Source organism: Pseudoxanthomonas sp. J31 (assembly GCF_000510725.1).
Lineage (GTDB): Bacteria > Pseudomonadota > Gammaproteobacteria > Xanthomonadales > Xanthomonadaceae > Pseudoxanthomonas.
Window position 1 is genome coordinate 203,877 of the sequence record NZ_AZNZ01000003.1, and the last position, 26,194, is coordinate 230,070.

At 72.8% G+C, this 26,194-nt stretch carries 23 protein-coding genes; 11 read left to right on the plus strand and 12 right to left on the minus strand.

Features of this window, described 5'->3' with window-relative positions:
• The first annotated feature begins 219 nt into the window (after nt 1-219).
• From gntA to PSEJ31_RS0106620, 4 genes are read left to right on the plus strand one after another with little or no spacing between them, the layout of a single operon-like run.
• Nucleotides 220-927, plus strand: a complete 708-nt coding sequence (gntA, locus tag PSEJ31_RS0106605) for a guanitoxin biosynthesis heme-dependent pre-guanitoxin N-hydroxylase GntA (protein ID WP_028914998.1) — start codon at nt 220-222, stop codon at nt 925-927.
• Nucleotides 924-1,538, plus strand: a complete 615-nt coding sequence (locus tag PSEJ31_RS0106610; RefSeq protein WP_019397077.1) for an urea carboxylase-associated family protein — start codon at nt 924-926, stop codon at nt 1,536-1,538. The genes gntA and PSEJ31_RS0106610 overlap by 4 nt, the downstream gene beginning before the upstream one ends.
• Before the next feature lie 59 nt (nt 1,539-1,597).
• Complete coding sequence (locus tag PSEJ31_RS0106615; RefSeq protein WP_083852364.1) at nt 1,598-2,176, plus strand: DUF6151 family protein; 579 nt, start codon at nt 1,598-1,600, stop codon at nt 2,174-2,176.
• Nucleotides 2,177-2,202: 26 nt separating this feature from the next.
• A complete protein-coding gene (locus PSEJ31_RS0106620; protein ID WP_028915000.1) occupies nt 2,203-2,643 on the plus strand; it encodes a DNA methylase in 441 nt (146 codons plus the stop codon).
• Between the two features lie 63 nt (nt 2,644-2,706).
• Here PSEJ31_RS0106620 and PSEJ31_RS15780 read toward each other — a convergent pair whose 3' ends face one another.
• On the minus strand, nt 2,707-4,161 hold the full coding sequence (locus PSEJ31_RS15780; RefSeq protein WP_051403678.1) for a PQQ-dependent sugar dehydrogenase: 1,455 nt from the start codon (nt 4,159-4,161) through the stop codon (nt 2,707-2,709).
• A gap of 135 nt (nt 4,162-4,296) precedes the next feature.
• On the opposite strand from PSEJ31_RS15780, the gene PSEJ31_RS15785 reads away from it, so the two are divergent.
• From PSEJ31_RS15785 to PSEJ31_RS0106640, 3 genes are all read left to right on the plus strand, one after another.
• Nucleotides 4,297-6,555 (plus strand): LpqB family beta-propeller domain-containing protein, encoded by a 2,259-nt coding sequence (locus tag PSEJ31_RS15785; protein ID WP_037034677.1) that lies wholly within the window; start codon nt 4,297-4,299, stop codon nt 6,553-6,555.
• Nucleotides 6,556-6,633: 78 nt separating this feature from the next.
• Entirely contained in the window at nt 6,634-7,062 is a 429-nt protein-coding gene (locus PSEJ31_RS0106635) for an NIPSNAP family protein (protein WP_028915001.1), read from the plus strand.
• 97 nt (nt 7,063-7,159) lie between these two features.
• Complete coding sequence (locus PSEJ31_RS0106640) at nt 7,160-8,176, plus strand: glycoside hydrolase family 5 protein (protein WP_232210992.1); 1,017 nt, start codon at nt 7,160-7,162, stop codon at nt 8,174-8,176.
• Nucleotides 8,177-8,222: 46 nt separating this feature from the next.
• Here PSEJ31_RS0106640 and PSEJ31_RS0106645 read toward each other — a convergent pair whose 3' ends face one another.
• A complete protein-coding gene (locus PSEJ31_RS0106645) occupies nt 8,223-9,281 on the minus strand; it encodes an ROK family protein (protein WP_028915003.1) in 1,059 nt (352 codons plus the stop codon).
• Between the two features lie 142 nt (nt 9,282-9,423).
• Here PSEJ31_RS0106645 and PSEJ31_RS0106650 point away from each other — a divergent pair, with 142 nt between their 5' ends.
• Nucleotides 9,424-9,675, plus strand: a complete 252-nt coding sequence (locus PSEJ31_RS0106650) for a hypothetical protein (RefSeq protein WP_232210993.1) — start codon at nt 9,424-9,426, stop codon at nt 9,673-9,675.
• A gap of 3 nt (nt 9,676-9,678) precedes the next feature.
• Here PSEJ31_RS0106650 and PSEJ31_RS0106655 read toward each other — a convergent pair whose 3' ends face one another.
• Entirely contained in the window at nt 9,679-10,983 is a 1,305-nt protein-coding gene (locus tag PSEJ31_RS0106655; protein WP_037034679.1) for a hypothetical protein, read from the minus strand.
• A 201-nt stretch (nt 10,984-11,184) separates the two neighbouring features.
• Between PSEJ31_RS0106655 and PSEJ31_RS0106660 the strand changes: the two genes are divergently transcribed.
• A complete protein-coding gene (locus PSEJ31_RS0106660; RefSeq protein WP_019397067.1) occupies nt 11,185-12,015 on the plus strand; it encodes a hypothetical protein in 831 nt (276 codons plus the stop codon).
• 16 nt (nt 12,016-12,031) lie between these two features.
• On the opposite strand, the gene PSEJ31_RS0106665 is transcribed toward PSEJ31_RS0106660, so the two are convergent.
• Complete coding sequence (locus PSEJ31_RS0106665; RefSeq protein ID WP_019397066.1) at nt 12,032-13,003, minus strand: alpha/beta hydrolase; 972 nt, start codon at nt 13,001-13,003, stop codon at nt 12,032-12,034.
• 258 nt (nt 13,004-13,261) lie between these two features.
• Between PSEJ31_RS0106665 and PSEJ31_RS0106670 the strand changes: the two genes are divergently transcribed.
• Entirely contained in the window at nt 13,262-15,967 is a 2,706-nt protein-coding gene (locus PSEJ31_RS0106670; protein WP_037034681.1) for a glycoside hydrolase family 3 C-terminal domain-containing protein, read from the plus strand.
• A 47-nt stretch (nt 15,968-16,014) separates the two neighbouring features.
• Here PSEJ31_RS0106670 and PSEJ31_RS0106675 read toward each other — a convergent pair whose 3' ends face one another.
• The 8 genes from PSEJ31_RS0106675 to PSEJ31_RS0106710 form a co-directional block, all read right to left on the minus strand.
• Nucleotides 16,015-16,488 carry a YaiI/YqxD family protein gene (locus PSEJ31_RS0106675; protein WP_019397064.1) on the minus strand — a complete coding sequence of 158 codons (474 nt, stop codon included), beginning with the start codon at nt 16,486-16,488 and terminating at the stop codon, nt 16,015-16,017.
• Nucleotides 16,485-16,613 carry a hypothetical protein gene (locus PSEJ31_RS17325; protein ID WP_019397063.1) on the minus strand — a complete coding sequence of 43 codons (129 nt, stop codon included), beginning with the start codon at nt 16,611-16,613 and terminating at the stop codon, nt 16,485-16,487. The genes PSEJ31_RS0106675 and PSEJ31_RS17325 overlap by 4 nt, the downstream gene beginning before the upstream one ends.
• A gap of 74 nt (nt 16,614-16,687) precedes the next feature.
• A complete protein-coding gene (locus tag PSEJ31_RS0106685; RefSeq protein WP_028915007.1) occupies nt 16,688-19,633 on the minus strand; it encodes a two-component regulator propeller domain-containing protein in 2,946 nt (981 codons plus the stop codon).
• A 109-nt stretch (nt 19,634-19,742) separates the two neighbouring features.
• Nucleotides 19,743-20,222: a VOC family protein gene (locus PSEJ31_RS0106690; protein ID WP_028915008.1), complete on the minus strand. Its 480-nt coding sequence runs from the start codon at nt 20,220-20,222 to the stop codon at nt 19,743-19,745.
• Between the two features lie 218 nt (nt 20,223-20,440).
• Nucleotides 20,441-21,607, minus strand: a complete 1,167-nt coding sequence (locus PSEJ31_RS0106695; protein WP_028915009.1) for a PQQ-dependent sugar dehydrogenase — start codon at nt 21,605-21,607, stop codon at nt 20,441-20,443.
• 172 nt (nt 21,608-21,779) lie between these two features.
• Nucleotides 21,780-22,484 (minus strand): ABC transporter ATP-binding protein, encoded by a 705-nt coding sequence (locus PSEJ31_RS0106700; protein ID WP_019397059.1) that lies wholly within the window; start codon nt 22,482-22,484, stop codon nt 21,780-21,782.
• Nucleotides 22,477-23,679: an ABC transporter permease gene (locus PSEJ31_RS0106705; protein WP_028915010.1), complete on the minus strand. Its 1,203-nt coding sequence runs from the start codon at nt 23,677-23,679 to the stop codon at nt 22,477-22,479. The genes PSEJ31_RS0106700 and PSEJ31_RS0106705 overlap by 8 nt, the downstream gene beginning before the upstream one ends.
• Nucleotides 23,680-23,681: 2 nt before the next feature.
• On the minus strand, nt 23,682-24,950 hold the full coding sequence (locus tag PSEJ31_RS0106710) for an efflux RND transporter periplasmic adaptor subunit (RefSeq protein ID WP_028915011.1): 1,269 nt from the start codon (nt 24,948-24,950) through the stop codon (nt 23,682-23,684).
• A gap of 122 nt (nt 24,951-25,072) precedes the next feature.
• Here PSEJ31_RS0106710 and PSEJ31_RS0106715 point away from each other — a divergent pair, with 122 nt between their 5' ends.
• On the plus strand, nt 25,073-26,110 hold the full coding sequence (locus PSEJ31_RS0106715) for an LD-carboxypeptidase (RefSeq protein WP_026010750.1): 1,038 nt from the start codon (nt 25,073-25,075) through the stop codon (nt 26,108-26,110).
• The last annotated feature ends 84 nt before the right edge of the window (nt 26,111-26,194 follow it).

The following is a 26,194-nucleotide window of genomic DNA, read 5'->3' on the forward strand; positions in this document are numbered from 1 at the left end:
TCCGGAGTGGAAAGGCCGGCGAAGCTTGCCATGCCACGCGGGCCACAAGCGGGCCGACACCGGTCGCCATCGCGGATTGGAATCGTGGGATAGCAAAGCCTGGATCGCAGCGGCCGGCTTCGCGCGCCCGTCATGCTCCCCAACGGGCTCTGACCGCGGATCGGCCCGGCGTGCCGATTACACGCTGCCGTCCGCGCCGCGCCGATAGGGTGCGTCGCCATGAATACCGCAGCGACCCAGCCCACCGTCCGCCCCGCCCGCGGCGGACTCTCCGAACGCTTCCTTGCCTTCATCGACGATCCCGCCTTCCCCTGCGTGGGTTCCAAGGCGGCGCTGGCGCGCGGCGCGATCGAACCGCGCGAGTTCGGCCGGCTGGGCGACCGCCGCAACGACGCGCCGCTGCTGGACGCGCTGGTGGCCTTCGCCCGCGGCATCGACGCGATGGATCCGGACGACACCACGGTGCGTTCCTTCGTCGCCCTGTTCGACGGCCCCTGCGACACCGACGAGCGCCGCTTCGAGGCCATGCTGTGGTCGCAGCTGCAGCACCTGCACGACCTGGACGCGCGCCGCGGCACGCCCTGGGCCGCGGACGTCAGCCGCGACCCGGACGACCCGCGTTTCAGCCTCAGCCTGGGCACGCATCCGTTCTTCGTGATCGGCCTGCACCCGGGCGCCTCGCGCATCGCGCGCCGCTTCGAAGTTCCGGTGCTGGTATTCAACTCGCACCGCCAGTTCGACCGCCTGCGCGCCGACGGGCGCTACGCCAAGATGCAGGCGGCCACGCGCAAGCGCGATACCGCGCTGCAGGGCAACATCAATCCCAACCTGGCCGATTTCGGCAGCGCGCCGGAAACCCGCCAGTACAGCGGCCGCAAGGTCGAGGCGGACTGGACCTGTCCCTTCCACGCGAGGAAGCCGCGATGACGGCGGGCGAGACCATCCGCATCCCGCCGTGCTCCGGCCATGCGGTGGAGCTGGACGCCGGCGACGAGCTGGTGGTGATCGATCCGATGGGCCAGCAGGTCAGCGACCTGACCGCGTTCTGCCGCGAGGACCTGGACGAGTACCTCTCTTCCGGGCGCAGCATCGACTACGCCTCCCGGCTGTGGCTGAGCACCGGCGACGTGCTGTACTCCAACCGCAGCCGGCCGATGTTCACCATCCTCGAGGACACCTGCGGCCGCCACGACTTCACCCTCACTCCGTGCTCGAAGGAAATGTTCGAGAAGCTCTACGGCGAGGCGGAAGGCCGCCCGGGCTGCGAGGGCAACCTGGCGCGGGCGCTGGCGCCCTGGGGCGTCAGCCGCGACCGGGTGCCGGTGGCATTCAACATCTTCATGCACGTGGCGGTGGAGGCCGACGGCCGGATCGCGGTGCTGCCGCCGCTGAGCAAGCCTGGCGACCACGTACGCCTGCGTGCGGAAATGCCGCTGGTGGTGGCGATGACCGCCTGCTCGGCCGGACAGTCCAACAACTTCCGCTACAAGCCGATCGACTTCCGCGTGGAACGTGCGCGGGATCGCAGCGCAGGCTGAGCGGCCGGGCCAGAATGGGCCGGCCCCGTGCCGGGGCAAGTTCGACGGAGGGCCAGGGAATGACTGTCCGGATCCAGTGCCGTTGCGGAACGGTGCAGGGGGAGATCGAACCGTCTGGCGTGTACGCGCGCCTGACCTGCTACTGCAGGGACTGCCAGGCCTGGGCGCGCTGGCTCGGTGGACCGGGCCTGGTGGACGACCGCGGTGGCTCGGACGTGCTGGCCGTGGTGCCGGCGCGGATGCGCTTCACCCGCGGACTGGAGCAGCTGCGCTGCGCCACCTTCAGCGGGCGCGTGCTGCGCTGGTACGCGGCCTGCTGCCGCTCGCCGCTGGCCAATACCGCAGCCGACCCGAAGGTGCAGTACGCGGGCGTGCTGGCGACCGCGGTGGTCTCGCCGGCCGAGGTGCAGGCACTGGCCGGGCCGCCGGGGCGCGTGGTGGCCAACCACAAGTCGGCTACCGGGCCGGTACGTGCCACCCCGCTGGCGCTGGCCGGCGCCGTGGTCCAGGTCGGCTCGCGCATCATCGGGGGCCGCTTGCGCGGCGTGCGCCGCTCGCCGTTCTTCGACGATGCCGGGCAGCCGCTGCGCGTACCGGAGCGGATCAGCCCGCCGCCGGCCGCCGAAGCGGTACGGTAGGCGCACATCCGCGCGCCGGAGGAGCCATGCACCGCGAACTGCTGCCGCGCGACCTCGGCTTCGAGGTCAGGCCCGGCGACGAGGCTTCGCTGTTCGCCTGGTTCCTGGCGGCGTTCCTGTTTGGCAACCGGATCAGCCACGCCGCGGCCGCGCGCACCTGGCAGGTGATCGTGCGCGAACACGGCTGCGACACGCCCGCCCGGCTGTGCGCGTGCAGCCACGCGCAGCTGGTACGGATGCTGGGCGAGGGCGGCTACCGGCGCTACGACGAGTCCACCGCCAGCCGCCTGGCGCAGCTGTGCCGCACCCTGCTGGACGACTACGGCGGCGGCATCCTCGGCGTGCACGCGGCTGCCGGCGACCGCGCCGAGTTCGAACGGCGCCTGCTGGAATTCCGCGGCGTGGGCCCGGTCACCCTGCGCATCTTCATGCGCGAGGCGGGGCCGGCGCTGTTCGGGGAGGGATGAGCGCCGGCCCCGCCGCGTGCACGTCCACCAATGGCGTTCGTGGCCGGGTGGTGGCGCCGCGGCTCAGATCCGCCGCTGCGCGGCGGCGGTCAGGCGGATGATCTGGCCCGGGTCGTCGGTGCACAGGTAGATCGCGCCGTCCGGTCCCACCACCGGTTCGTAGATCCGGCCCGGGCTGCGGAAGATGACCTCCTCGTGCAGCACCCGGTCCCCGTCCAGGGTCAGCAGGCGCAGCTCGCGGCGGCCGAGGGTGCCGACCAGCAGCTTGCCGTTCCACAGCGGGAACTCGTCGCCGCGGTAGAAGGCCAGGCCTGCGGTGGCGATCGAGGGCCGCCAGTAGTGGCGCGGCTGCTCCACGCCTTTGGCGCGGGTGTGCGGGGTGATCTCGTTGCCGTCGTAGTTGATGCCGTAGGTCACCACCGGCCAGCCGTAGTCGCCGCCGGCGCGGATGACGTTGAGCTCGTCGCCGCCGCGCGGGCCGTGCTCGGTGGCCCAGATACGCCCGGTTTCGGGATCCAGCGCCAGGCCCTGGGCGTTGCGGTGGCCGATGCTGTAGATCGTCGGCAGCACGCCCTCGCGCCCGAACGGATGCCCGGCCGGGGTGCCGTCGCCGCGCATGCGGTGCATCTTGCCGGCCGGATCGGCCGGGTCGCGCGCCCGCTCCGGGGTGCCGCGGTCGCCCACCGGCATGACCAGGTGGCCGGTGGAATCGAACAGGAGGCGCCCGGAGTAGTGCCAGGCATGGGCGTCGTAGCTGGATTCGTCGGCCTGGAACACCACCTCCTCGTCGACCCAGGCGTGGTCGCGGATGCGCCCGCGCACCACCCGGGTCATGGCCCGGATCTCCTCCTCCGGCGCGCCGGGATTGAGTGCATGGCTGTAGCTGAGGTAGATCCAGCCGTTGCGTGCGTAGTCCGGGTCCAGGGCCACGTCGAGCAGGCCGCCCTGGTTCCAGCGGTGGCTGCTGGAATACACCTGCGGGGTGCCGGCGACCGGGCGCGGGTCCAGCACGCCATTGCGCACCACGCGCAGGCGGCCGGCGCGCTCTACCACCAGGGCGGTGTCGCGGTCGATGAAGGCCATGGACCAGACGGTCTGCAGGCCATCGACGAACACTTCGGCGCGCACCGCGTAGTCCAGGGTTTCGACCACGCCGGGCACCGGATCGGACTGGCGTGGCTGCGGCGGTGCCTCCTCTTCCGGCATGGTGGCGCGGGTGGGCAGGAAATCGGCCAGGGCGTTGATTTCCGCCTCGCCGAGGGTGCCGCCGAAGGCCGGCATGCCCTGGGACGGGATGCCGCGGCGGATGATGCGCTCGATGTCGCCGCGGGTGCCGCCGTAGCGGTAGGTGGCCGGCGACAGCGGCGGCCCGAGGCTGGTGCCTTCGCGGTTGGGGCCGTGGCAGCCGGCGCAGTTGCGCTGGAACAGGGTGGCCCCATCCGCGGCCTGGGCCCGGGCAGGGCCGGGCAGCAGCGCAAAGAGGGCGGCCAGGACATACAGGAGACGGTAACGGTGCATGGACATCCTCCCTTGCAGGCAGCGCGGCGTCGTGCCGCCTGCGCCGATGGAAGCGCCGCGACCGCCACGGGCAAATGGAGGGAAGCTGCGGTTTTGCTATAGATTCGATGCAGGCGCCGGCCGGAACGGGAGACCGTGAGCGAGTACAGGGCCATCGGCAGGATCGAGGACGCGGCTGTGGCGGGCGGGGCCGGCGCCGGCGCGGACTTCACTGCCGGCGAAGCCCTGGTCCAGCCCAGCCTCAACCGCATTACCGTGCGCGGCCAGGTCCACCAGGTCGAGCCCAAGGTGATGCAGGTGCTGCTGCTGATGGCGGCGCGCCCGGGCCACGTGGTCGGCCGCGAGGAGTTCCTGGACACGGTCTGGGCCGGCACGCTCGGCGACGACTACCTGCTCAACCGCGCCGTTTCCGAGCTGCGGCGGATCTTCGGCGACGACCCGCGCAGCCCGCGCTACATCGAAACCATACGCAAGGGCGGCTACCGCCTGCTCGCGCCCATCGCGCCGGCGCGGGTGGCGATGGCGGTGCCCGACCCGCGGCCGGCCCCGGCGCCCGGCCCGGCCACGGCGCCGGCGCAGCCCGCGCCAGCTGCGCCCGCCACCGGCAGGGCGGGGGCGCCGGCCCGGGCGTGGTACCTGCTGCCGTTGCTGCTGGCGGCCGCGGCGGTGGTGGCCTGGCTGGCCTGGCGCGACGGGCCGGTGGCGGGCGATGCAGTGGACGCGCAATGGGAGGTGCAGCCGTTGACCAGCTACGTCGGCCGCGAGGTGGAGCCGGCGCTGTCGCCGGACGGCAGCCGCGTGGCCTTCGTCTGGGACGGCGGCGGCGCGGGCGGGCTGGACGTCTACGTGAAGACGGTGGGTGCCGAGGACACGCTCAACCTCAGCCGCAGCCCGGGCGACGAGCACTATCCGCTGTGGCTGCCGGACGGCCGCGGCCTGCTGTACGCGCGGGTGGACGCGGATGGCCTGGCGGTCATGCGCGTCGCCGCGCTCGGCGGCGCCTCCACCCGGGTGCTGGCCGATCCGCAGGTACAGGCCGTGCGCGGCATGGCGATCTCGCCGGACGGACGCTGGCTGGCCTATGCCGCGCGCGCGGCCGCCGACGCGCCGTACCGGATCGTGCTGGCGGCCATCGACGGCAGCGAGCGGCGCGTGCTTACAGAACCGCCCGGCGGCACCCTCGGCGACCTCGACCCGCGCTTCGCCCCTGACGGCAGCTACCTGGTGTTCGTGCGCGCGACCAACGAGGTCACCCGCGACCTGTACCGCACCGGCCTGGACGGCGGCGCGGCCACGCGCCTGACCTTCGACAACCGCAAGCTCAACGGCGTGGCCTGGTCGCCGGACGGCCGCCGCCTGCTGTTCACCTCCACCCGCTCGGGCATGTATGCGCTGTGGTCGGCCGCCCCCGACGGCAGCGACCTGCGCCAGCTGGCGCTGGGCAACGAGGTGGTGCAGCAGCCGGCGACCGCGGCCGGGGTGGAGGCGATCGTGTTCGAGCACTGGGCGCACCGCTCGCAGCTGCGCCTGGTGGACCTGGAGAGCCGCAGCCCGGTGGACGCCGGCCCGTTCCTGCGCAGCACGCGCTGGGATTCCAGCCCGGCGTGGTCGCCAGACGGGCAGCGCATCGCCTTCAGTTCCAACCGCGGCGGCCCGCATGCGATCTGGGTCAGCCGCAGCGATGGCCGCGAGGCGGTGCAGGTGGCCGGCTTCGGCGGCGCCTTCATCGACAATCCGGCGTGGTCGCCGGACGGGCGCTGGATCGCGTTCGATGCAAGCCCGGACGGCACCAGCGCGATCTACCTGGTCGCGCCCGACGGCGGCCCGCCGCGGCGGGTCACCACCGGCGCGCGCGATGCGCGGCATCCGGCCTGGTCGCGCGATGGCCGCTGGCTGTACTACGAGTCCAACCACGATGGGCAGTGGCGGGTCATGGCCCAGTCCCTGGACGGCGGCGAACCGGTGGCGCTCGGCGACGGCCCCGGCGAGCGGCCGCGCGAATCGGCCGACGGCCGCTGGCTGTTGTATGCGCGGCCGGATACCGGCGGGATCTGGCGCATGCCGCGGCTGGACTGGGCGCGCCAGGCGCCGCCGCCGGCCACGCGCCTGGATGTGGACCTGGACGCTGGCGACGTCGACCGCTGGGTCCCGGCCGCGGCGGGCATCCTTTACGTGCGCCGTCCGCAGCAAGGTCCGCCGCGGCTGGCCCTGTTCGACCCGGACAGCCGTACGCGCCGCGACCTGCTGGTGTTGCAGCCCGGTTTCGAGGGCTGGGGTTTCCAGGTCTCGCCCGACCAGCGGCGGCTGCTGTACTCCGAACCGCTGGCACACGAGAGCGACCTGCGCATGGCGGTGTTGCGGAAGTCGGGGAGCGAGCGGCGGGCCGGACCGTGATCGACGTCGCGCACGCACGGGAACCTGCGCTGCCTGCGGCCTGTCCGGAACCCTAAGCCCCCACGCAGGTACCTCCCGATGTTCCGGACGACCGCGCTTTCCCTGTTCCTTGCTTCCGCAACGCCATCACCAGCCCCCGCCATCGCCTCCGATCCGGTGGCGCAGGACGGCCCGGTCCACCAGCTGCGCATCTACCGGATCTACGACCAGACCCGGATCGCCTTCCACGAACGCTTCCGCGACCATGCCGCGCGGCTGATGGCCCGGCACGGCTTCGACATCGTGGCGATGTGGGAGGCGCGCACGGAGGAGGGGCCGGAGTTCGTCTACCTGCTGCGCTGGCCGGACGAGGCGACCATGGTGGCGGCCTGGGAACGGTTCATGGCCGACCCGGAATGGGCCGCGATCAAGCGCGCCACCGCGGCGCGGCACGGGCGCTTCGTCGGCGACATCGAGGACCGCACCCTGCGCCTGGTGGACTACTCGCCCCGCGGCCGCGTGCGCTGAGGCGCGCGGGCCGGGGCATGCGCGGCGCGCAGGCCGGCTGCTATGGTGGGCGGCCCGCGGGCACCTGCCCATGACGACGCGAAGAGGGGGAAAGCGCATGTCCGGAATCCGCCTGCTTGCCGGTCTCTGCCTGGGCCTGATGGCCCTGTTGCCGCAGGCCATGGCCCAACCGCCGCTGTCGGCGCACGAACAGGTCGCGCGCATGGGCGCCGGCGTCAACGTGCTGGGCTACGACCCGTACTGGCAGCCGGGCGGGCAGGGCAACTACCGCGAGGAGCATTTCGCCAGGATCCGCCAGGCCGGCCTGGGCACGGTGCGCGTGGTGCTGTTCACCTTCCCGCACCTGGACCAGGACAACCGCCTCGATCCGGCCTGGCTGGAGAAGCTGGACCAGGTCCTGGCCTGGGGCAGGAACAATGACCTGCAGGTGATCCTCGACGTGCACGACTTCAACGATTGCGTGAAGGACGTGCCGGCCTGCGAGGCGAAGCTGGTCCAGGTCTGGACCCAGCTGGGCGAGCGCTATGCCGCCCAGCCCGATTCGGTGGTGTTCGAGCTGCTCAACGAACCGCACGGAGCGCTCGACGCCAGGGCCTGGAACGCGCTGTTGGCGAAGCTGCTGCAGGTGGTGCGCAAGACCAATCCCACCCGCAACGTCGTGGTCGGCCCGACCCGCTGGAACAACCTCGAGGAGCTGGACACCTTGCGCCTGCCGGAGGACGACCGCCACCTGGTCGTCACCTTCCACTACTACGAGCCGTTCGCCTTCACCCACCAGGGCGCCAGCTGGGTGGAGCCGCAGTTCTCGGAAAAGACCGGCGTGCGCTTCACGCCGGCGCAGGTGGCGAAGATCGAGAGCGACTTCGACAAGGTCGAGGCCTGGTCGCGAAGGCACGGCCGCCCGATCCTGCTGGGCGAGTACGGCGCCTACGACAAGGCGCCGATGGAGGACCGGGTGCTGTGGACCCGGACCGTCGCCCGCGCCGCGGAGAAGCGCGGCTTCGCCCACCTGTACTGGCAGTTCTCCAGCGACTTCGTGCTTTACGACTTCCAGCGCGAGGACTGGGTGGAGCCGCTGCTGCACGCGGTGGTGCCGCCGAAGCAGCAGGACTGAGGCGCGCGCCTGCGGCCGCGGTGGAGGACGCTCCGCCCGTGGCCGCTCAGCGCGTGGTGTAGGTGGCGTTGCCCAGGCCGGTGCCGATGGTGAGCACGCCCCAGCGGCGCACGTCGTGCATGCGGTCCAGTTCGCTGAGACCCTGCACCACCGCGTCGTTGTGCATGACCACCGCCGGTGCGCGGCCGCCGACCGGTTCCAGGTACGCGGCCAGCGCATCGGGCAGGTGGAACGGGCGTTCCCAGTCGCCGGGCAGGTTCTGTGCACCGGCCGAGATCGAGCCGTCCGGCTCGATCGTGCCCGGGCAGGCGATGCCCACGAACGGAGCCAGCTTCAGCCCCAGGGTGCGCGCCATCGCCGCCAGGCCGTTGAGCATGGCCGCCATGCGCCGCACCGCGGCCTCGCGGTTGGGGCGGTCGCTCTTGTGGCGCCAGACCATGCTCTCCAGTACCTGGCCATGTCCGCCGGTGGGATCGCGCCGCAGCCGGTGGCGGACGATGCCGCAGCGCAGCTTGGTGCCGCCGATGTCCACGGCGAGGAAGGCGTCATGGCCGTGCAGTTCCTGCGGCAGCAGCGGCGACCAGCCAAGCAGGCCGCCCTCGTCCGGATCGTGGCGCAAGGGCAGCAGGCCCACCCCGGTATCGGCCAGCTCGAGCAGGCGGATCGCGCGGCGCATGGCCAGGCCGCCGGTCTGGTGCTCGGGGAAGCCGCCGCCGATCACGATGCGCTCCACGCCGCGCCACTCCGGCCGGGCCATGAACACCTGGACCACGTAGCACAGCTGGCGTGCGTATTCCTCCACCGCCAGGTGCATGGCGTGCGAGGCATCCAGCCCGCCGCCGACCAGGACCAGGTCGATATGTTCCTTCTTCAGTGCGCGCGAGGGCTTGCGGCCCAACGGATCCTTCGCGGTGAGGTGGTGTTCGCGCGCCGCGTCCACCAGGCCGCGGAAGGCGGTTTGGCTGGCGCGGTCGCCGATGAAGCGGTCGCCCTGTGGATCGGGCACCGACAGGCTGTAGCCGTCGATGTCCAGGCCGGGCAGGTGTACCGCGGCATGGCGGCCGCGGTCGTCGGGGCGGGCAGGGGCGCGGCGGGGACGGGCCATGGGCAGGTCCGGACGGAAGGCTGGCCCATGCTGGCCGGGTGGCGGTGAGGCCGCGGTCGAGGCCATGCCCGCCGCCATGGCGCGCGCGCGGCGTTCACGGCCCGGCACCGAGCATGCCGGTTCCTCCCGCGGAACCGATGCGATGGCCCACGATTCCCAGCGCCGCCAGCCGGCTCCATGCCGGGGCGGCAGCGACGTCCATACCGCCGCCTTGCGGATCCGCGCCGGCAAGGTCTCCCTGCGTGCCAGCGCGCGCATTTCCACCCGCGGCCTGCTGGCCGTGACCGGCCTGGTGGTGGGCGCCCTGCTGTCGAGCGCCGCCATCGTCGCGGTGGCCACGTGCAAGCTGCCGCAGGGGACGATGCCGGCGCGGAGCAGGCGCAGCCGCGGGTAAGCCTCAGCGCGCGGGGCCGGCGAGGGTGAGGTCGCCCTCGCGCTCGCCCGGCACCAGCTTCCACCCTGGCTTGAGCGACAGTGTCCAGCCCTCGCCACGCAGGCCGTCGCTTCCGGCCGGCAGCGCCACCACCGCGCGCTTGCGGTCGGCATGGACCAGGGCCGCACCGCCGTCCACCACCAGTTCGCCCCAGCGGTCGCCCAGGCGCAGCTCGGGATAGACCGTGCCGACATCGTCCAGCGCGGCCACGGTCTGCGGGTTCATCTGGAAGCGGGTGGACTGCAGCGGCAGCACCAGCACCGGGCCTTCCAGCAGCGACCTGCGCCAGCCGGCCAGCCGTTCCTGGCGCTGGCGCTCGCGCGCCTGCTCGGCGGCAAGCACCTCGCCGTCCGGATCGTAGCGGCGTTCGCGCGCCGCCAGGCCGGTGGCCGCATCCGGATCCAGGCGCAGCGCGGCGGCCAGCATCCGCCCGAGGTCGGCGTCCGCGTCCAGCTTGCCGCGCCAGGCCGGATCGGCTTCGTCCAGCAGCAGGCCGTAGGCCGGGCCACTGGCATAGGCAAACGAGCGCACGAAGCCCGGTGCCTCCATGAACGCGGCCAGCGAGTACACGCCGTGGGCGCGGCGCTGTTCGGCGAAGGCCAGGCCCGCCCGCACGCCGGTGTACTCGGCCAGGCCCTCGTTGATCTCCAGCGCGGTCTCCCCGTGCGCGGCTTCCGGGAACAGGCGCCGGCGCTCCGCGCGGAAGGCCAGCGCCGAGGCGACGTGGTCGCGGCGCTGCGCCGGATCCTCGGCCATCAGCGCGCGCGCCAGGGCGCGCCATTCCAGCTGCAGCAGGTACCGGCCCTGAAATGTGTCGAGGTGGCGGTTGCCGGCCTCGCCGCGATCCAGGCCCAGCTCCGGCTGGATGCGGTGGAACAGCTCATGGACCAGGGTGGTCCGCAGCATGTTGGGATCCTGGGGCACCGGCCACAGCAGCTGGGTCCAGCGGGTGCCGGACCATTCCATGGCGGTGTTGGACATCACCGCGTCCGCCGGCAAGGTGCCGGTGTACACCGCGCCCAGCCGGACCAGCACGCCGCCGGCATCGGCGTGGCTGGCGACGACGCCGGCGTCGGCGGGATCGACGAGCATCACCGGGCCGCACAGCGAGCGCCCCCACAACGCGCCGGCCTCGGCCTCGCACAGGCGCCGCGCTTCGGCAAACACGTGCTCGGCCACGGCCGGGTCCGGCGCGGCATCGGCGGCGGGAATGGAACTGGCCAGGGCCAGCACCAGCAGGGACCGGGCCTGGGGTCGGATCGAGGGCATGGACGGTCTCCGGCACGGCAGGGGACAGGTGCGGCGCGACCATAGCACCGGCGCCGACAGGGAAGCAGCCACGCCGGATTCCACATGAACGCGCCTGCCTTCCTGCGTGGCCGGAGCGGGTACTCGCGTTAGGATGCGGATTCCTTTCCCGCCACCTTCCGGTTCCCGCATGCGGGCCAGCTTCCACTACGCCCGCGCGGCATGAATCCACCGGCGACGCCCCCACCGTCGGCGGACGTACCGCGCATCGACCGCCTGCAGCCCTGGCTGGCCGCGCTGGCCAGCGCGCTGCTGCACCTGCTGATGGTGCTGCTCCTGCTGAAGGCAGCCGAGCCGCCGCCGGTGGTGACCTCGCCGCAGGGTGCCTCCAGCGCCGGCCGCATCCGGGTGGATTTCGTCGGCCAGCCGCAGCCCGGTCCCGAGTTGCCGGACGCGCCCGAGCCGGAGCCGGTGGAAGCCGCTCCGCCGCGGCAGCTGGATGCGCGGGAGCTGGCCGATCCGCGGCGCGTGCTGCTGCCGGCCGATCCGGAACCGCGGCCGCAACCGCCGCAGCCGCAACCACGGCCGCAGCCGCGCCGGGCGCAGCCGGCGAGCGTGGACGCGCCGCGCCCGCCGCATCCGTGGAACGGGCGCCCGCCGGGAACGGCGGAAGAGGAACTGGTGCCGCAGGGCAACAGCCGCGAGGCCGGCGTGGTCGACAACAACGGCCGCCCGGACCAGGTGGATACTGGCGGCGAGCCGACCATGGACGTGGGCGGCTACCAGGTGGTGTACGAACTGATGGCCGAGCAGACGCTGCGCGACTGGATCGCGCAGGGCATGACCGAGGTGGCGATCCCGTTGCCGGGCACGCGCCAGCGCATGGTCTGCCCGGCGGAGGTGGCGCTGCGGCGCGGTGCCAGCAAGTGCCGCATGCTGGATCCGGCCTCGCCGGAGATGATCGGCGTGGGCGATGCGCGCGAGGTGATCAGCGTGCGCTACGTGTTCCACCTCGGCAAGCTGGTGTGGCGCGGGCCAGGGCCGTACCGCTGACCCGCGCCGGGCAGGCTCAGGACTTCTTGCGGTCCAGGTAGCCGTGCATCTTCAGCCACGCGGCCCAGGCCTCGAACCAGCCGGTGCTGGTGGTCTCCTTCTGGTACATGCCGAAGCCGTGGCCGCCCTGCTCGTAGTAGTGGAACTCGACCGGACGGCCGGCCTTCTGCCAGCTCTCGACGATGCCGAAGCCCTGGTTGCTGAACAGGCCGTCGTCGGCGGCCAGGGCCACGAACATCGGCGGGGCATCGGCCGGCACCTTGTCGACCGCCGAGATCGGGCCGTAGATGTTGCCGATGAAGGCCGGCTTGGCGTCCTCGCCATGCAGGGCGGTGGTCAGGGTCAGCATCGCGCCGGCGGAGAAGCCGATCATGCCGATGCGGTCCGGATCGATGTTCCATTCCTTGGCGCGGCTGCGCACCAGGGCGAACGCGGCGCGCGCGTCGGCCAGCTGCGGGGCCAGCATCTTGGCCGCATCGAACGCACCCGGGTCGCGCGGCGGGCGCGGGCCGGACAGCATCTGCCGGATCGACTCGGCGAAGCCCTCCAGGTCGGCCGGGGTCTGGTTGAGGCGGTACTTGAGCACGAACGCGGCCACGCCCTTCTTGTTGAGCGCGCGGGCCACGTCCCAGCCCTCGTTCTCCATCGACAGCGAACGGAAGCCGCCGCCCGGGGCGACGATCACCGCCGCGCCGGTGGCGATGGCCGGATCCGGCAGGAACGGGGTCAGGGTCGCCTCGGTGACGTTGCGGGCGAACATGCTGCCGTACTGCTTGTGCCAGGCTTCCGGATTCTTCGCGTCCGGCAGCGGGCCGGTAGGCAGCTTGATCGCGTTGGGCTGCTCGGGGATCGGGATCGGGGTCATGCGGTCGTCGTTGGCGCTGGCCGGGGCCAGGCCGGCGCCAACCAGCAACAGCGCCAGCAGCAGCGGTCCGCCGCTGCGGCGGATGGCCTGCCTGGCATGCCCGAAACAGGAATTCAGTGGCATTGCGTCTCCTCCCTCTGGTCGTCCGTGTCGTTGTGGTCGCGGCCCGCGCCGGGTGGCCGCCGCCTTCGTGCGCGGGCAGCGCGTTCGTACTGGATGCGGGGCGCGGCGAGCATAAGCCAGGGCAGGGGCGCGATTGGGCCGGTATAGGAAAAAAGATCCCTGGGATATGCGTTTTGGAATCGCCGATGCGCAGGCCTGCGGCTACCCTCTGGCATCGCTTTCCGCAGGCGCGGAATGGACTTCCACGGGAGGAATCGGATGGTCGGATCGCTGCGTGCCAGCCCGCTGCTGCTGGCGCTGGTTTTGTGCACTGCATCGCCCGCGGCGATGCCCGCTGCCGGTGCGCCGCAGGCTGGCGCACCCGCGTCCGCCGGCGAGCCTGCGGATCCGGCGCGCGAGCTGGCCGCGGCGCTGGTGGCGCAGCTGACGCCGGAGGAGAAGCTGGAACAGCTGCTCAACACCGCGCCGGCGATCCCGCGCCTGGGCGTGCCCGCCTACAACTGGTGGACCGAATCGCTGCACGGGGCGATGGGCACCCTGCCGACCACCAACTTCCCCGAGCCGATCGGCCTGGCCGCGAGCTTCGACGATGCCCTGGTGCGGCGCGTGGGCCAGGTGATCGCCACCGAGGTGCGCGGCCTGCACGCGCTGGCGCGGCAGACCGGCCGCACCGGGCGCATCGGCACCGGGCTCAACACCTGGTCGCCGAACATCAACATCTTCCGCGACCCGCGCTGGGGCCGCGGCCAGGAAACCTACGGCGAGGACCCGTTCCTGGCCGCGCGCATGGGCGTGGCCTACGTGCGCGGCGTGCAGGGCGAGCATCCGCAGTGGTACGACATCGTCGCCACGCCCAAGCACTACGCGGTGCACAGCGGCCCCGAATCGACCCGGCATTCGGCCAACGTCTACGTCTCCCGCCGCGACCTGGAGGACACCTACCTGCCGGCGTTCCGCGCCGCGATCGTGGAGGGCGGCGCCGGCTCGGTGATGTGCGCCTACAACCGGGTCGACGGGCAGCCGGCCTGCGCCAACGACCTGCTGCTCAAGGACTACCTGCGCGGCGCCTGGGGCTTCAAGGGCTACGTGGTTTCCGACTGCGACGCGGTGGCCGACATCAGCAAGCACCACCACTACGCGCCCGACCCGGCCGCCGCGGTGGCCGCGGCGATGCGCTCGGGCGTGGACAACGAGTGCAACGGCGCCACCCTGGTGGATACCGCCGGCCTGTCGCGGCCATACCGCGAGGCGCTGGAGCGCGGCCTGATCACCCAGGCCGACGTCGACCGCGCCCTGGTGCGGCTGTTCGCCGCGCGCTACCGCACCGGCGACCTGCCGGGCCTGCGCCCGGTGTCCACCGAGACCGCCTCGCCGGAGGAGCTGGGCAAGCCGGAACACGCCGCGCTGGCGCTGGAGGCGGCGGAGAAGAGCCTGGTGCTGCTGAAGAACGACGGCGTGCTGCCGCTGCGCCCGCGGGCGAAGGTGGCGGTGGTCGGTCCGCTGGCCGACGCCACCCGGGTGCTGCGCGGCAACTATTCCTCCACCCAGTCGGCGCCGCCGGTCTCGGTGCTGGAAGGCCTGCGCAAGGCCATGCCCGAAGCCACGCTCGCCCACGTCCCGTTCTCGCCGACCTACACCGACGGCGATCCGGTGCCGAACTCGGCGCTGCTGGCGCCGGACGGACGGCCCGGGCTGCTGGCGCGCTACTACAACACCCGGCAGAAGCCGCCGGCGCGGTTCGAGCCCGGACAGATGGACGCCTGGATCGCGCAGGTGGGCTTCGAGGAGCAACCGGTGGTCGAGCGGGTGGAGGCGGACGTCAACAGCCGCAGCCTGGACCTGGCCCAGGTGCACGACATCCACCGCGTGGAGTGGACCGGCTACCTGGTGCCGCCGGAAACCGGCAGCTACCGCCTGGGCCTGGGCGGCTTCAATGGTTCGCTGGAGTTCGACGGCAAGCCGCTGCTGGACCTGGAGGGCGCGTCCTGGAACAGCCTGCCGACGCTGGCAACCGTGCACCTGGAAGCGGGCAAGCGCTACCCGGTCAAGGTGGTGAGCGAGGCGCGGGTACTGGCCGGCATCGGCCTGCTGTGGAAGCGGGTGGTCGAGGACCCGCTCGAACGCATGCGCGCGGCGGCGGCCGACAGCGACGTGATCGTCGCGGTGGTCGGCCTGACCTCGGACCTGGAAGCGGAGGAAGCGCCGGTCGAGGTGCCGGGCTTCAAGGGCGGCGACAAGACCAGCCTGGACCTGCTGGCCGACCAGCAGGCGCTGCTGGAGGCCGCGCGCGCCACCGGCAAGCCGCTGGTGGTGGTGCTGATGAACGGCAGCCCGGTGAACCTGGCCTGGGCGAAGCAGCATGCCGCGGCGATCATCGAGGCCTGGTACCCGGGCCAGTCCGGTGGCCTGGCGGTGGCCAACGTGCTGGCCGGCCACGCCAACCCGGCCGGGCGCCTGCCGCTGACCTTCTACCGTTCGGTCGAGGACCTGCCGCCGTTCGACGACTACGCCATGCGCGGGCGCACCTACCGCTATTTCGAAGGCAAGCCGGTGTACCCGTTCGGCCACGGTCTCAGCTACACAACGTTCGCCTATGCGCCGCTGAGGCTGGAGCCGGCGCCGGGCGGCGCGCAGGAGGGGCTGAAGGTAGTCACCGAGGTGCGCAACACCGGCAAGCGCGCCGGCGACGAGGTGGCGCAGCTGTACCTGGACTTCCCCGACATCGAAGGCCTGCCGCGGATCGCGCTGCGCGGCTTCCAGCGCGTGCACCTGGCCCCGGGCGAGCGCCGGGTGCTGGAGTTCGCGCTGGATCCGCGCGACCTCAGCGCGGTGACCGCCGAAGGCGAGCGCCAGGTGTTCGCGGGCAATTACCGCGTGTTCGTCGGCGGCGGCCAGCCGGGCACCGGCGCGCCCGGGCGCGAGGCGGCGTTCAAGGTCACCCAGGCACGCCCGGTCGAACGCTGACCGGTACGGGGGCGCCGCCGTGCGGCGGCGTCCTCCGGATGCGCGGCTCAACTCCGCCGCTGCGCGATCCAGCGGTCCAGCTGCGCGGCGAAGGCCTGGCGCTCGCGCGGGCCATAGGCCGCCGGGCCGCCGGTCTGCACCCCCGCGCCGCGCAGTTCCTCCATGAAGTTCCGCACCGACAGCCGCTCGGCGATGTTGTCGGCGGTGAAGCGCTCGCCGCGCGGATTGACCGCCAGCGCGCCGTTGGCGAGCACGCGGGCGGCCAGCGGGATGTCCTGGGTCACCACCAGGTCGCCGGCCCCGGCGCGCTCGGCGATGGCGTCGTCGGCCACGTCGTAGCCGCCCTGCACCTGGATGGCGCGGATGAAGGGCGAGGGCGGGGTGCGCAGCCACTGGTTGGCCACCAGGGTCAGCTGCACCCTGGCGCGCATGGCGGCGCGGAACAGCATCTCGCGCACCGGCACCGGGCAGGCATCGGCGTCCACCCAGATGCAGGCGGGGCGGGGCCCGTTATCGTTCATCCCGCCGTCGGCGTGCCGTTCCTGGCTTCGCGCGCGGCGCGCTTCTTCGCGTCCTTCTCGTCCTGCTTCTTCTTTTTCGCCAGCTCGCGCTGGCGCTTCTCGAAGGAATAGTTCGGCTTGGCCATCTGCACTCTCGTCGGATCGAGGGGGCAGTGTACGCGCCCCGGGCGCGGGCCGGCCGCCAGGCCGCGGCTGCCGTTCAGAACGGCAGCACGATCGGCGGCGCCTCGCCGGCGGGCAGGGCGCGGTCGCGGCCGTCGGCCTTGGCCCGGTAAAGGGCCGCGTCGGCGCTGCGCAGCAGGTCGTCGGGGCTGGCGCCGTCGGCCGGGCGCACGCTGGCCGCACCGATGCTGACGGTGACCGCATCGCCCACGCTGGAGGCGCGGTGCGGCATGGCGCAGGCGCGGATCCCGGCCACCATGCGCTGCGCGCGTTCCAGCGCCGCCTCGGCGTCGCAGTCGCGCAGCAGCACCGCGAACTCCTCGCCACCGTAGCGCGCCACAAGACCTTCGCCGGGACCGACCATGTCGGCCAGGCGGTTGGCCACCGCGACCAGGGCGGTGTCGCCGCCGAGGTGGCCGTAGCTGTCGTTGTAGGCCTTGAAGTCGTCCACGTCGACCAGCAGCACCGCCAGCGGCGCGTCGCGGTTGGCGTGGTCGTTCCAGGCCTCGCGCAGGCGGCGGTTGAACTCGCCGCGGTTGGGGATGCCGGTCAGGGCGTCGCTGGCGGCGATCCGGCGCAGGCGCTCGTTGGCCTCGCGCAGGGCCTCGGTGCGCAGCGCCACCTCGCGGGTCAGCTCGCGCTCGCGGATGCGTGCGGCGCGCAGGCGCAGGCGCACGCCCAGCACCACCAGCCCGGCCAGGGCCAGCAGCGCCAGGCCGCGCACCCACCAGGTCTGGTGCCAGCGCGGCAGCAGGGTGAAGTGCAGGCTGGCGCCCTCCATGTTCCACACCCCGTCGTTGTTGCTGGCCACCACCCGGAACACGTAGTCGCCCGGCGGCAGGTTGGTGTAGTGGGCGCGGCGCATGTTGCCGGCCTCGTTCCAGCCGCGGTCGAAGCCCTCCAGCCGGTAGCGGTAGCGCACCGCCGTCGGCGCCACGTAGCTCATCGCCGCGTAGTGCAGTTCCAGGCGCTCGACCCCGGGGGCGAGGCGCGGCGCCCCCTCCGGATCCACTTCCACGCCGTCCACCAGCAGGCGCTCCACCGTTACCGGCGGCCGCTGCGGGTTGCCCTGCATGCGCCCGGGATCGACCAGCACCAGGCCCTTGGCGGTGCCGAACCACATGCGGCCGTCGGCGGTGCGCCCGGCCGGGGTCTGCGAGGCGCCGTTGCCCTGGGCGTTGAGCATGCCGTCGGCGGTGCCGAACCACTGCGGCGCGACCTTGCGCGCATGCCCGCGGTCCAGCGCCGCCAGGTCGGAGCGCGCGATGCGGCCGATGCCGCGGTTGGAGCTGAACCAGAAGTTGCCGTCGCCGTCGTCCAGCAGCGCGAACACCGCATCGCCGTGGAAGCCGGCGTCTTCGGCGTAGCGGGTGGCCACGCCGCGGCGGACATGGACGATGCCGTTGCCGGTGCCCAGCCACAGGCTGCCGTCCTCGCCGGGATGGAAGGCGAACACGCTGCCGGACAGGCCGCCGACGCCGCAGTCGTCCAGGCGCCCGCCCTGCAGGCAGCGCAGGCCGCTGCGCAGGCCGATCCACAGGCGGCCGTCCGGATCCTCGTACAGCGAGCGCACGTCGTCGCCGCGGGTGGGCTCGGCCACGTGCACCTGGCCGCCGTCGATCCGGGCCACGCCCTGCAGGGTGCCGACCCACATGCCGCCGGCCCGCGCCGGGGCGAATGCGAACACGATGGTCCCGGGCAGGCCGTGGCCGATGCTGAAGTGGCGGGCGCGGCCGGCGCGGTCGAAGCGGATCACGCCTTCGGTGCCGCCGACCCACAGCTGCCCGGCCGCGTCGCCGAGGATGGCGCGCACCAGCTGGCTCGGCAGCTGCCGGTTGTAGGCCTCCGCCGGCTCCAGGTACGGCTCGCGGTAGCGCGCCAGGCCGCCGCCATCGGTGCCGATCCAGAGCGTGCCATCGGCGGCCGGGTGCACCGCGCGCACCGCGTTGGAGGCCATCGGCGCGGTGATGGTGACCAGCTTGGACTGGCTCAGCCGGTGCACGCCGCTGGAGGTGGTGCCGATCCAGAGGTTGCCCTCGCGATCCTCCAGCATCGAGCGCACGGTCTCGCCGTGCAGGCCCTCGAGGCTGTCGTCGCAGAAGAAGTCGGCGGCGGTCAGGCGGCACAGGCCGGCGCCCAGCGGCGCGAACCAGACCGTGCCCTCGCGGTCGCCGTAGAGGGTGTAGATGCGGCTCTGGTCCAGCGCGGCGATGCGCCGCTCGCGGTGGAAGCGGCCGTCGCGGAAGTAGGCCGGGCCGTTCTGGGTGCCGACCCAGGCGGTGCCGGAGGCGTCCATGGTCAGGCTGTAGACGGCGTTGGAGGGCAGGCCGTCGTGGGCGTCGTACAGGCGCGCGCCGCTCCCGTCCCCGGCCCAGTGCACCACGCCCACGCCGTCGGCGGCGATCCACACGCCGCCGGCCGGGTCGGCGACGATGGCGCGGTAGAAGCCGCGCGGCGGGAAGCCTTCGGCGTCGCCCAGCAGCCGCGCATCGTCGTCGGCGATCCGGACCACGCCCAGGTTGGTGGTCACCCACAGCGCGCCGCCGGCATCGGTGACGATGCCGAACACGCTGTCGGCGCCCTGCGGCAGCGCCACCTGGCGCAGCTGGTTGCCGCGGCGGTGGTAGAGACCGCCGTTGAGCGTGCCTACCCACAGGCCCTGGTCGCCGTCGCTGGCCACGGCGGTGATGGCCGAGCTCTGCAGTACCGGTGCGTTGCGCGGCTCGAAGGTGTCGAAGCCCTGGCCGCTGTGCCGCGCCAGGCCGGCGTAGGTGGACAGCCAGATGGTGCCGTCGGCGTGCTGGGCGATGCCGAGCACGGTGCCCTGCGGCAGCTGGTTCTCGTACCAGACGTGGGTGAACTGGCCGATCGGCCGGTCCGGGGCGAGGGCTTGGACCGGCGACGCCGCAAGCAGCGCGGCGAAAGCGCAAGCCCCGAGCGCGAGGGCGTGCCCGGGCTTACGCAGCGGTGCAACTCCGGGCATCGGTCCCCCTAACCGGTCGGTGCGCGGATATTAGCAGTGCGTCACATCCTGCGCTGCGCGACCAAAGGCGTACGGACCCGTGTGGTGGGGGCTGGCAGGGCGGGGCGGCTCAGCCGCGGATGGCCGCCTCGATCTTCGCCACGTCGATCCGGCGCATGGTCATCATCGCCGCGAAGGCGCGCCGGGCCACGCCGGGGTCCGGGCTGTTGATGGCCTCGAGCAGCACCCGCGGGGTGATCTGCCAGGACACGCCCCAGCGGTCCTTGCACCAGCCGCATTCGCTCTCCTGGCCGCCGTTGCCGACGATGGCGTCCCAGTAGCGGTCGGTTTCGGCCTGGTCGGCGGTGGCGACCTGGAACGAGAAGGCCTCGGTCTGCTTGAAGTGCGGGCCGCCGTTGAGGCCAACGCAGGGCAGGCCCAGCACGGTGAACTCCACGGTCAGCACGTCGCCGGCCTTGCCGGAGGGGAAATCGGCCGGGGCGCGGAAGATCCGGCCGACCGAGCTGTCGGGGAAGACGCTGGCGTAAAAACGCGCGGCCTCGAGGGCGTCGCGTTCGTACCACAGGCAGATTGTGTTGCGCGCAACCATGGTGATGTCTCCTGCAGGGGCGGGCTACTCGCCGCGCGGCGCCTGGCGGCCGCCGCGCGGTGATCTCTTCCTGTACGTCGTCCGGCGCGGCCCGGAATCGACACCCGGACGGTGGAGGCGTGTCCTCGCCATGCCGCCCCGTGCACGCCGGGATCCGGGGCTTTCGGGGACTGCCACGCGGCAGGGGGCGTAGCCCCGGTGTCCAGGCGGCCGTGGCTTCAACTCTTCGGGTCCAGCCGCAGCAGCCAGCCCTGGCCGTCGCGGGTGCCGTCCTCCAGCAGCCAGACGGTGCCATCGGGGCCCTGTTCGACTTCGCGGATGCGGCGGCCCATGTCGTAGCGTTCGGCCTCGCGGGCGTCGGTGCCGTCAAATGCGATCCGCACCAGCGACTTCGACGACAGGCCGCCGATCAGGCCCGAGCCCTTCCAGCCCGGATAGCGGTCGCCGCTGTAGATCACGAAGCCGGCCGGCGAGATCACCGGGTTCCAGCTCACCGCCGGGGCGTGGAATTCCGGCCGGGTGTCGTGGTCGGGGATGGGCTTGCCATCGTAGTGGTCGCCGTTGGAGACGACGGGATATCCGTAGTTGTCGCCGCGCTCGATCAGGTTGAGCTCGTCGCCGCCCTTGGGGCCCATCTCGTGCGCCCACAGCCGGCCCTCGCCGTCGAAGGCCACGCCGAGGATGTTGCGGTGGCCCAGCGACCACACCTGCGCGGCCACGCCGCCCTGGTCCACGAACGGGTTGTCGGCCGGCACGCTGCCGTCGTCGTCGAGCCGGATCATCTTGCCCAGGTTGGTCTTCATGTCCTGGGCCGGATCGAACTTCTGCCGCTCGCTGGAGCTGATCCACAGCTTGCCGTCGCTGCCGAAGGCGATGCGCTGGCCGAAGTGGCCCTGGCCGCTGACCTTCGGTTGCTGGCGCCAGATCACCTGCAGCCCGTCGAGCCTGCCGCCGCCGTCCTGGTCCAGCACCAGCCTCGCCCGGGCCACGGCCGCGCCTGCGGTGCCGCCTTCGCCGGCCTCGCTGTAGCTGATGTAGACCAGCTGGTTCCCGGCAAAGCCCGGATGCAGGACCACGTCGGCAAGTCCGCCCTGGCCGCCATGCGCCACCTTCGGTACGCCGGCGACCGTGCCCAGCTTGCCGCTGGCCGGATCGAACAGGCGCAGGTTGCCCGCCATCTCGGTCACCAGCAGGCGGCCGTCAGGCAGGAAGGTCATGGCCCAGGGCGAGTCGAAGCGCTGCACTTCGGCGACCGCGAACGGTGCGTTGGCCAGCGCCACCCGGGCCTGCGGCGCGGCCTGCGCCGGTGCGACCAGGGCAACGGGAGCGCTGGCCAGCAGCCCCAGGGTCGCGGCCAGGGCGAGCGGGATCCGGGTCGATTTCATGGCGTCTCCTTGCATGCGGAAGTGGCGGCCACCGTAGCCGGCGCAACCTTGGGCGAGTGTCAACGCCAGCGCCCTCGCAGCCGCATTCGCCCCCAGGCCACCGTTGCGCGGAACTGCCCGCCCTCTCGCCAACCCCTCCCGCGAAGGGTTGGGGGCTCCAGGGACGTGGCGCTCAGCCGTGGCGTTTGTCGGAGACGATGGCGCCGTCGACCAGGGAGATGGTGCGGTCGCAGGTCCCGGCCAGGCGCGGGTCGTGGGTCACCACCAGCACCGCGCAACCGGACTGCTCGTTGAAGCGGCGCAGCAGGGCGAACACGTCGGCGGCGGTCCTGGTGTCCAGGTTGCCGGTGGGCTCGTCGGCCAGCAGCAGCGAAGGGCGGGTGACCAGGGCGCGGGCGATCGCCACGCGCTGCTGCTGGCCGCCAGAGAGCTGGTCCGGGCGGCGGTCGGCGAACTTCTCCAGGCCGACGTCGGCCAGCAGGCCGCGGGCGATGTCCACGATCTCCGGTGTCGGCTTGCCGTTGGCCACCATCCATGGCATGAGCACGTTCTCCAGCGCGGTGAACGCGCCGATCAGGTGGTGGAACTGGAAGACGAAGCCGATGTGGCGGCCGCGCAATGCGGTGCGCGCCTCGTCGTCCATCTCCCGCGTCGGCTGCCCGCCCAGGTACAGCTCGCCGGCGGTGGGCGAGTCGAGCAGGCCAAGCAGGTTGAGCAGGGTGCTCTTGCCCGAGCCGGACGGGCCGACCAGGGCGGCAAAGTCGGCGCTGTCCAGGCGCAGGTCGATGCCGTGCAGCACCTCGACCTCGTTCGGCTTGCCGATGTTGTAGGACTTGCGCAGCCCTTCCAGGCGCAGGACCTCGCGCGGCTCAGGCATGGCGGATCGCCTCCACCGGGTCCAGGCGCGAGGCGCGCCAGGCTGGCACCAGCGCCGCGCCGGTGCCGGCCAGGGTGGCCAGTGCCATTGCCGCCGGCACCAGGATCGGCGGCAGGTCGATGGTGAACAGCTTCGGCCCGAACGTATTGAACGCGGCCGCCAGGCCCCAGCCGGCCAGCGCGCCGATCGCCGAGCCGGCCAGGCCCAGCACCGCGCCCTGGACCAGGAACACCTGCAGCATCTGCCGCCGGCGGGTGCCCATGGCGCGCAGGATGCCAATCTCGCGGGTGCGCTGGGCCACGCTCACCGCCAGCACGCTGGCGATGCCCAGCGCCACCGAGATGGCGACGAAGAAGCTGATCATGCGCGTGGACATGCTCTGCGAGGCCAGCGCGTTCATCAGCTGGGCATTGGTCTGCATCCAGCTCTCGGCCTTCAGCCCGGTCAGGCCGTTGATGCGCGCGGCCATGCGGTCGGCGGCGAACACGTCCTCCACGGTCACGTCGATCACGGTGGCGCCGCCAGGCAGGGCCAGCAGCGACTGCGCCTGCTTGAGGTCCAGGTAGACGTAGCGTGCGTCCAGCTCGCGCACGCCCAGCTCGAAGATGCCGGCCACGTTGATCACCGCCTCGCGGCCGTTGCCGGCGTCCAGGCGCAGCTTGCCGCCGGTGCGCAAGCCCAGGTCCTCGGCCAGCTTGCGGCCGACCACGCCGTTGCCGGAGCCGACGTCCAGCCTGCCCTCGACCATGTTCTCGTGCAGCGGGATCACCCGCAGGTAGCGCGCCAGGTCGATCCCGACCAGGGCCACCGATTCGGTGGCATCGCCGCGGCGGCCGAACGCCGGGCCCGAGACCACCGGCGAGACCGCGGTGACGCCCGGCAGGCGCCCGATCACGTCGCGCACCTGCAGCCAGTTGTCGATCGGACGCAGCGCCTGCGGGCGCGGGTCCTCCAGCACCAGTTGCAGCGTTCCCGGCTGCGCCGGCGCCAGCAGGTTGACCTCGCGCGGCGCTTCCACCCGCACGTGCGCCTGGGTGCCCAGGGTGCGTTCGATGAGGTTCTGCTGCAGCCCGGAGATCAGCGCGGTGACGAACACGATCACCGCCACGCCCACCGCGATCCCGCACAGGATCAGCAGCGACTGCGCGCGTCCCTGGCGCAGGAAGCGCATGGCGATGGTGGCCTCGATCCACATGCTCAGCCGGCGCCACCCTGCACGGCGGCGGGCAGGGCGCGGTCCTCGCCCTCCGTGGCGGCCGGCTGCGGGGCGGGCAGGGGTTGCGCGCGCAGGCGCACGCGCGCACCGTCGCGCGGGAGTTCCGCCGGATCCAGCGCGCCGGCGGCCAGCACCCTGTCGCCGGCGGCCAGGCCTTCGACGATCTCGGTCATTGCAAGGCCGCGCAGGCCGAGCGCCACCGGCACGCGCTGCACGCGGCCGCCGCGCACGCGCAGCACCTCGGCGCGGCTGGCGCCTGGCTCGTTGCCGAGCAGGGCGTCGTTGGGCACGGCCAGGGCGTTGTCGCGGCGGCCGGTGAGGATGGTCGCGGTGACGGTCATGTCCTGGCGCACGAAGTCGGCGGCCGGATCGATGCGCAGGCGCACGTCCACGGTGCCGCGCGCCGGGTCGATGCCGGGGGCGATGTGGTACACGGTGGCGGCGAACGGGCGGCCGGGGAAGGCGTCGGCCACGCAGGTCGCAGGCTGGCCGGTCTCGAGCAGGGCCAGGTTCTTCTCGTCCAGCGGCAGCAGGATCTCGCCGGGCGCATCGGCCGCGATCTCCAGCAGCACCTGGCCCGGGGTGACGGTGTCGCCGGGCTCGACCTGGCGGGCCAGCACCGTGCCGGCCACGGTGGCGCGGATCACCGCGCGCTCCAGGTCGGCCTCGGCCGCGCGCAGGCGTTCGAGCGCCTGGGTTTCCAGGGCGCCGCCGCTGGCCACCGCCGCGGCGGCCACGCGCGCCTGCTCGGCCGCGGCGCGGGCGGCGACCAGCGCCTGCGCGGCCTGTTCCACGCTTTCGCGCGAGACCAGCTGGCGCTCGCCCAGCTCGCGCCGGCGCGTGGCTTCGCGCTCGGCCTGGGCCAGGTCGGCCTGGGCCTGGCGGTAGCGCGCCTGGGCGTCGGCGCGGTCGGTTCGGCGCAGGGTTTCCAGGGCAGCGCGGGCCTCGTCGCGGCGCGCTTCGAGGTCGGTCGCGCGCAGCACCACCAGCACGTCGCCCGGGGCCACGCGGTCGCCTTCCATCACCCGCCGTTCCAGCACCAGGCCCGAGATTTCCGCACCCACCTGGACCCGCGACAGCGCCGCCACCCGCCCGGTTGCCACCACGTTCTGCACCAGTGGACCGGCGGCCACCTCGTAGCCGGGCAGTGCCGGGCCGCGCCAGCGCATCACCGCCCACGAAAGCAGCACCAGCAGGAGCACGAGTGCGGTCGCGACCATCCAGCGGTGCCGCGTGGAAGGGTGGGGCATGGACATACCTGGCACGAAAGGTCGCCAATCTTCGCCCGCAACGCGTGAGCGCGACAACGACGGCGGCTGGCTGCGGCGGGCGCGCGATTGCTAGGCTCGCCACTGGCGACGGGAGGCAACCCATGCACAGAAGGCAGTTCCTCGGCGGCGCGATGGCCGCCTCCCTGCTGGCGCTGGCCGGCCCCGGGCGGGCGCGGGCCGCGGCCGCGGCGCGGCTGTTGCCGCCGGCGCTGCGGCCCGGCGACACCGTGGGCCTGGTCAGCCCGTCCTCGGCCACCGACGACAGGCTCAAGCTGCAGCTGGCGGCCGAGGCGATGCAAGCGCTGGGCTTCGAGGTGCGCGCCGGCGAGCACTACGGCAACCGCCGCGGCCACCTGGCCGGCAGCGACGCCGACCGCGCCGGCGACATCAACCGCATGTTCGCCGACCCAAAGGTGCGGGCGCTGGTATGCGTGCGCGGCGGGGCCGGCGCGGCGCGGCTGCTGCCGCTGCTGGACTACGCGCTGATCCGGCGCAATCCCAAGGTGCTGCTGGGCTATTCGGACATCACCGCGCTGCACTGCGCGATCCAGGCGCGGACCGGGCTGGTGACCTTCCACGGCCCGATTGGCGCCGGCAGCTGGAACCGCTTCGTGGTCGACCAGTTCCGCCGGGTGTTCTTCGAACGAGAACTGCTGGAGTACCGCAACCCGCCGGACGACGACGCGGACGAACTGGTCCCGCGCCGCAACCGCACCATGACCATCCGCGGCGGCCGCGCCCGCGGCCGCCTGCTCGGCGGCAACCTGTCGGTGCTGGTGGGCCTGGCCGGTTCGCCGTACCTGCCGGCGTTCGACGGGGCGATCCTGTTCCTGGAGGACGTGGAGGAGGCGCCGTACCGGGTGGACCGGATGCTGACCACGCTCAAGCTGGCCGGGGTGCTGGACCGCATCGCGGGCTTCATCTTCGGCCAGTGCACGGACTGCGAGCCCGGCGCCGGCTACGGTTCGCTGACCCTGGAACAGATCCTCGACGACCATGTCCTCCCGCTGGGCATCCCCGCCTACCGCGGCGCGCAGATCGGCCACCTGCGCGAGCAGTTCATCGTGCCGGTCGGCGGCCAGGTCGAAATGGACGCCGACGCCGGCACCTTCCGGCTGCTGGAGCCAGTGTTCTCGTAGATTGGTGATTGGTGATTCGGGATTGGTGATTCGTGGGAGCGGGAACCGGGCGTGGCGGTGAGGCAAGGTCACGGCCCGAATCCC

What these genes read in the sequence shown, in the direction of transcription:
- gntA (WP_028914998.1), top strand. Translation starts at nt 220, where the DNA reads ATGAATACCGCAGCGACCCAGCCCACCGTCCGCCCCGCCCGCGGCGGA.
- PSEJ31_RS0106610 (WP_019397077.1), top strand. Translation starts at nt 924, where the DNA reads ATGACGGCGGGCGAGACCATCCGCATCCCGCCGTGCTCCGGCCATGCG.
- PSEJ31_RS0106615 (WP_083852364.1), top strand. Translation starts at nt 1,598, where the DNA reads ATGACTGTCCGGATCCAGTGCCGTTGCGGAACGGTGCAGGGGGAGATC.
- PSEJ31_RS0106620 (WP_028915000.1), top strand. Translation starts at nt 2,203, where the DNA reads ATGCACCGCGAACTGCTGCCGCGCGACCTCGGCTTCGAGGTCAGGCCC.
- PSEJ31_RS15780 (WP_051403678.1), bottom strand. Translation starts at nt 4,161, where the DNA reads ATGCACCGTTACCGTCTCCTGTATGTCCTGGCCGCCCTCTTTGCGCTG.
- PSEJ31_RS0106635 (WP_028915001.1), top strand. Translation starts at nt 6,634, where the DNA reads ATGTTCCGGACGACCGCGCTTTCCCTGTTCCTTGCTTCCGCAACGCCA.
- PSEJ31_RS0106640 (WP_232210992.1), top strand. Translation starts at nt 7,160, where the DNA reads ATGTCCGGAATCCGCCTGCTTGCCGGTCTCTGCCTGGGCCTGATGGCC.
- PSEJ31_RS0106645 (WP_028915003.1), bottom strand. Translation starts at nt 9,281, where the DNA reads ATGGCCCGTCCCCGCCGCGCCCCTGCCCGCCCCGACGACCGCGGCCGC.
- PSEJ31_RS0106650 (WP_232210993.1), top strand. Translation starts at nt 9,424, where the DNA reads ATGGCCCACGATTCCCAGCGCCGCCAGCCGGCTCCATGCCGGGGCGGC.
- PSEJ31_RS0106655 (WP_037034679.1), bottom strand. Translation starts at nt 10,983, where the DNA reads ATGCCCTCGATCCGACCCCAGGCCCGGTCCCTGCTGGTGCTGGCCCTG.
- PSEJ31_RS0106660 (WP_019397067.1), top strand. Translation starts at nt 11,185, where the DNA reads ATGAATCCACCGGCGACGCCCCCACCGTCGGCGGACGTACCGCGCATC.
- PSEJ31_RS0106665 (WP_019397066.1), bottom strand. Translation starts at nt 13,003, where the DNA reads ATGCCACTGAATTCCTGTTTCGGGCATGCCAGGCAGGCCATCCGCCGC.
- PSEJ31_RS0106670 (WP_037034681.1), top strand. Translation starts at nt 13,262, where the DNA reads ATGGTCGGATCGCTGCGTGCCAGCCCGCTGCTGCTGGCGCTGGTTTTG.
- PSEJ31_RS0106675 (WP_019397064.1), bottom strand. Translation starts at nt 16,488, where the DNA reads ATGAACGATAACGGGCCCCGCCCCGCCTGCATCTGGGTGGACGCCGAT.
- PSEJ31_RS17325 (WP_019397063.1), bottom strand. Translation starts at nt 16,613, where the DNA reads ATGGCCAAGCCGAACTATTCCTTCGAGAAGCGCCAGCGCGAGCTGGCG.
- PSEJ31_RS0106685 (WP_028915007.1), bottom strand. Translation starts at nt 19,633, where the DNA reads ATGCCCGGAGTTGCACCGCTGCGTAAGCCCGGGCACGCCCTCGCGCTC.
- PSEJ31_RS0106690 (WP_028915008.1), bottom strand. Translation starts at nt 20,222, where the DNA reads ATGGTTGCGCGCAACACAATCTGCCTGTGGTACGAACGCGACGCCCTC.
- PSEJ31_RS0106695 (WP_028915009.1), bottom strand. Translation starts at nt 21,607, where the DNA reads ATGAAATCGACCCGGATCCCGCTCGCCCTGGCCGCGACCCTGGGGCTG.
- PSEJ31_RS0106700 (WP_019397059.1), bottom strand. Translation starts at nt 22,484, where the DNA reads ATGCCTGAGCCGCGCGAGGTCCTGCGCCTGGAAGGGCTGCGCAAGTCC.
- PSEJ31_RS0106705 (WP_028915010.1), bottom strand. Translation starts at nt 23,679, where the DNA reads ATGTGGATCGAGGCCACCATCGCCATGCGCTTCCTGCGCCAGGGACGC.
- PSEJ31_RS0106710 (WP_028915011.1), bottom strand. Translation starts at nt 24,950, where the DNA reads ATGCCCCACCCTTCCACGCGGCACCGCTGGATGGTCGCGACCGCACTC.
- PSEJ31_RS0106715 (WP_026010750.1), top strand. Translation starts at nt 25,073, where the DNA reads ATGCACAGAAGGCAGTTCCTCGGCGGCGCGATGGCCGCCTCCCTGCTG.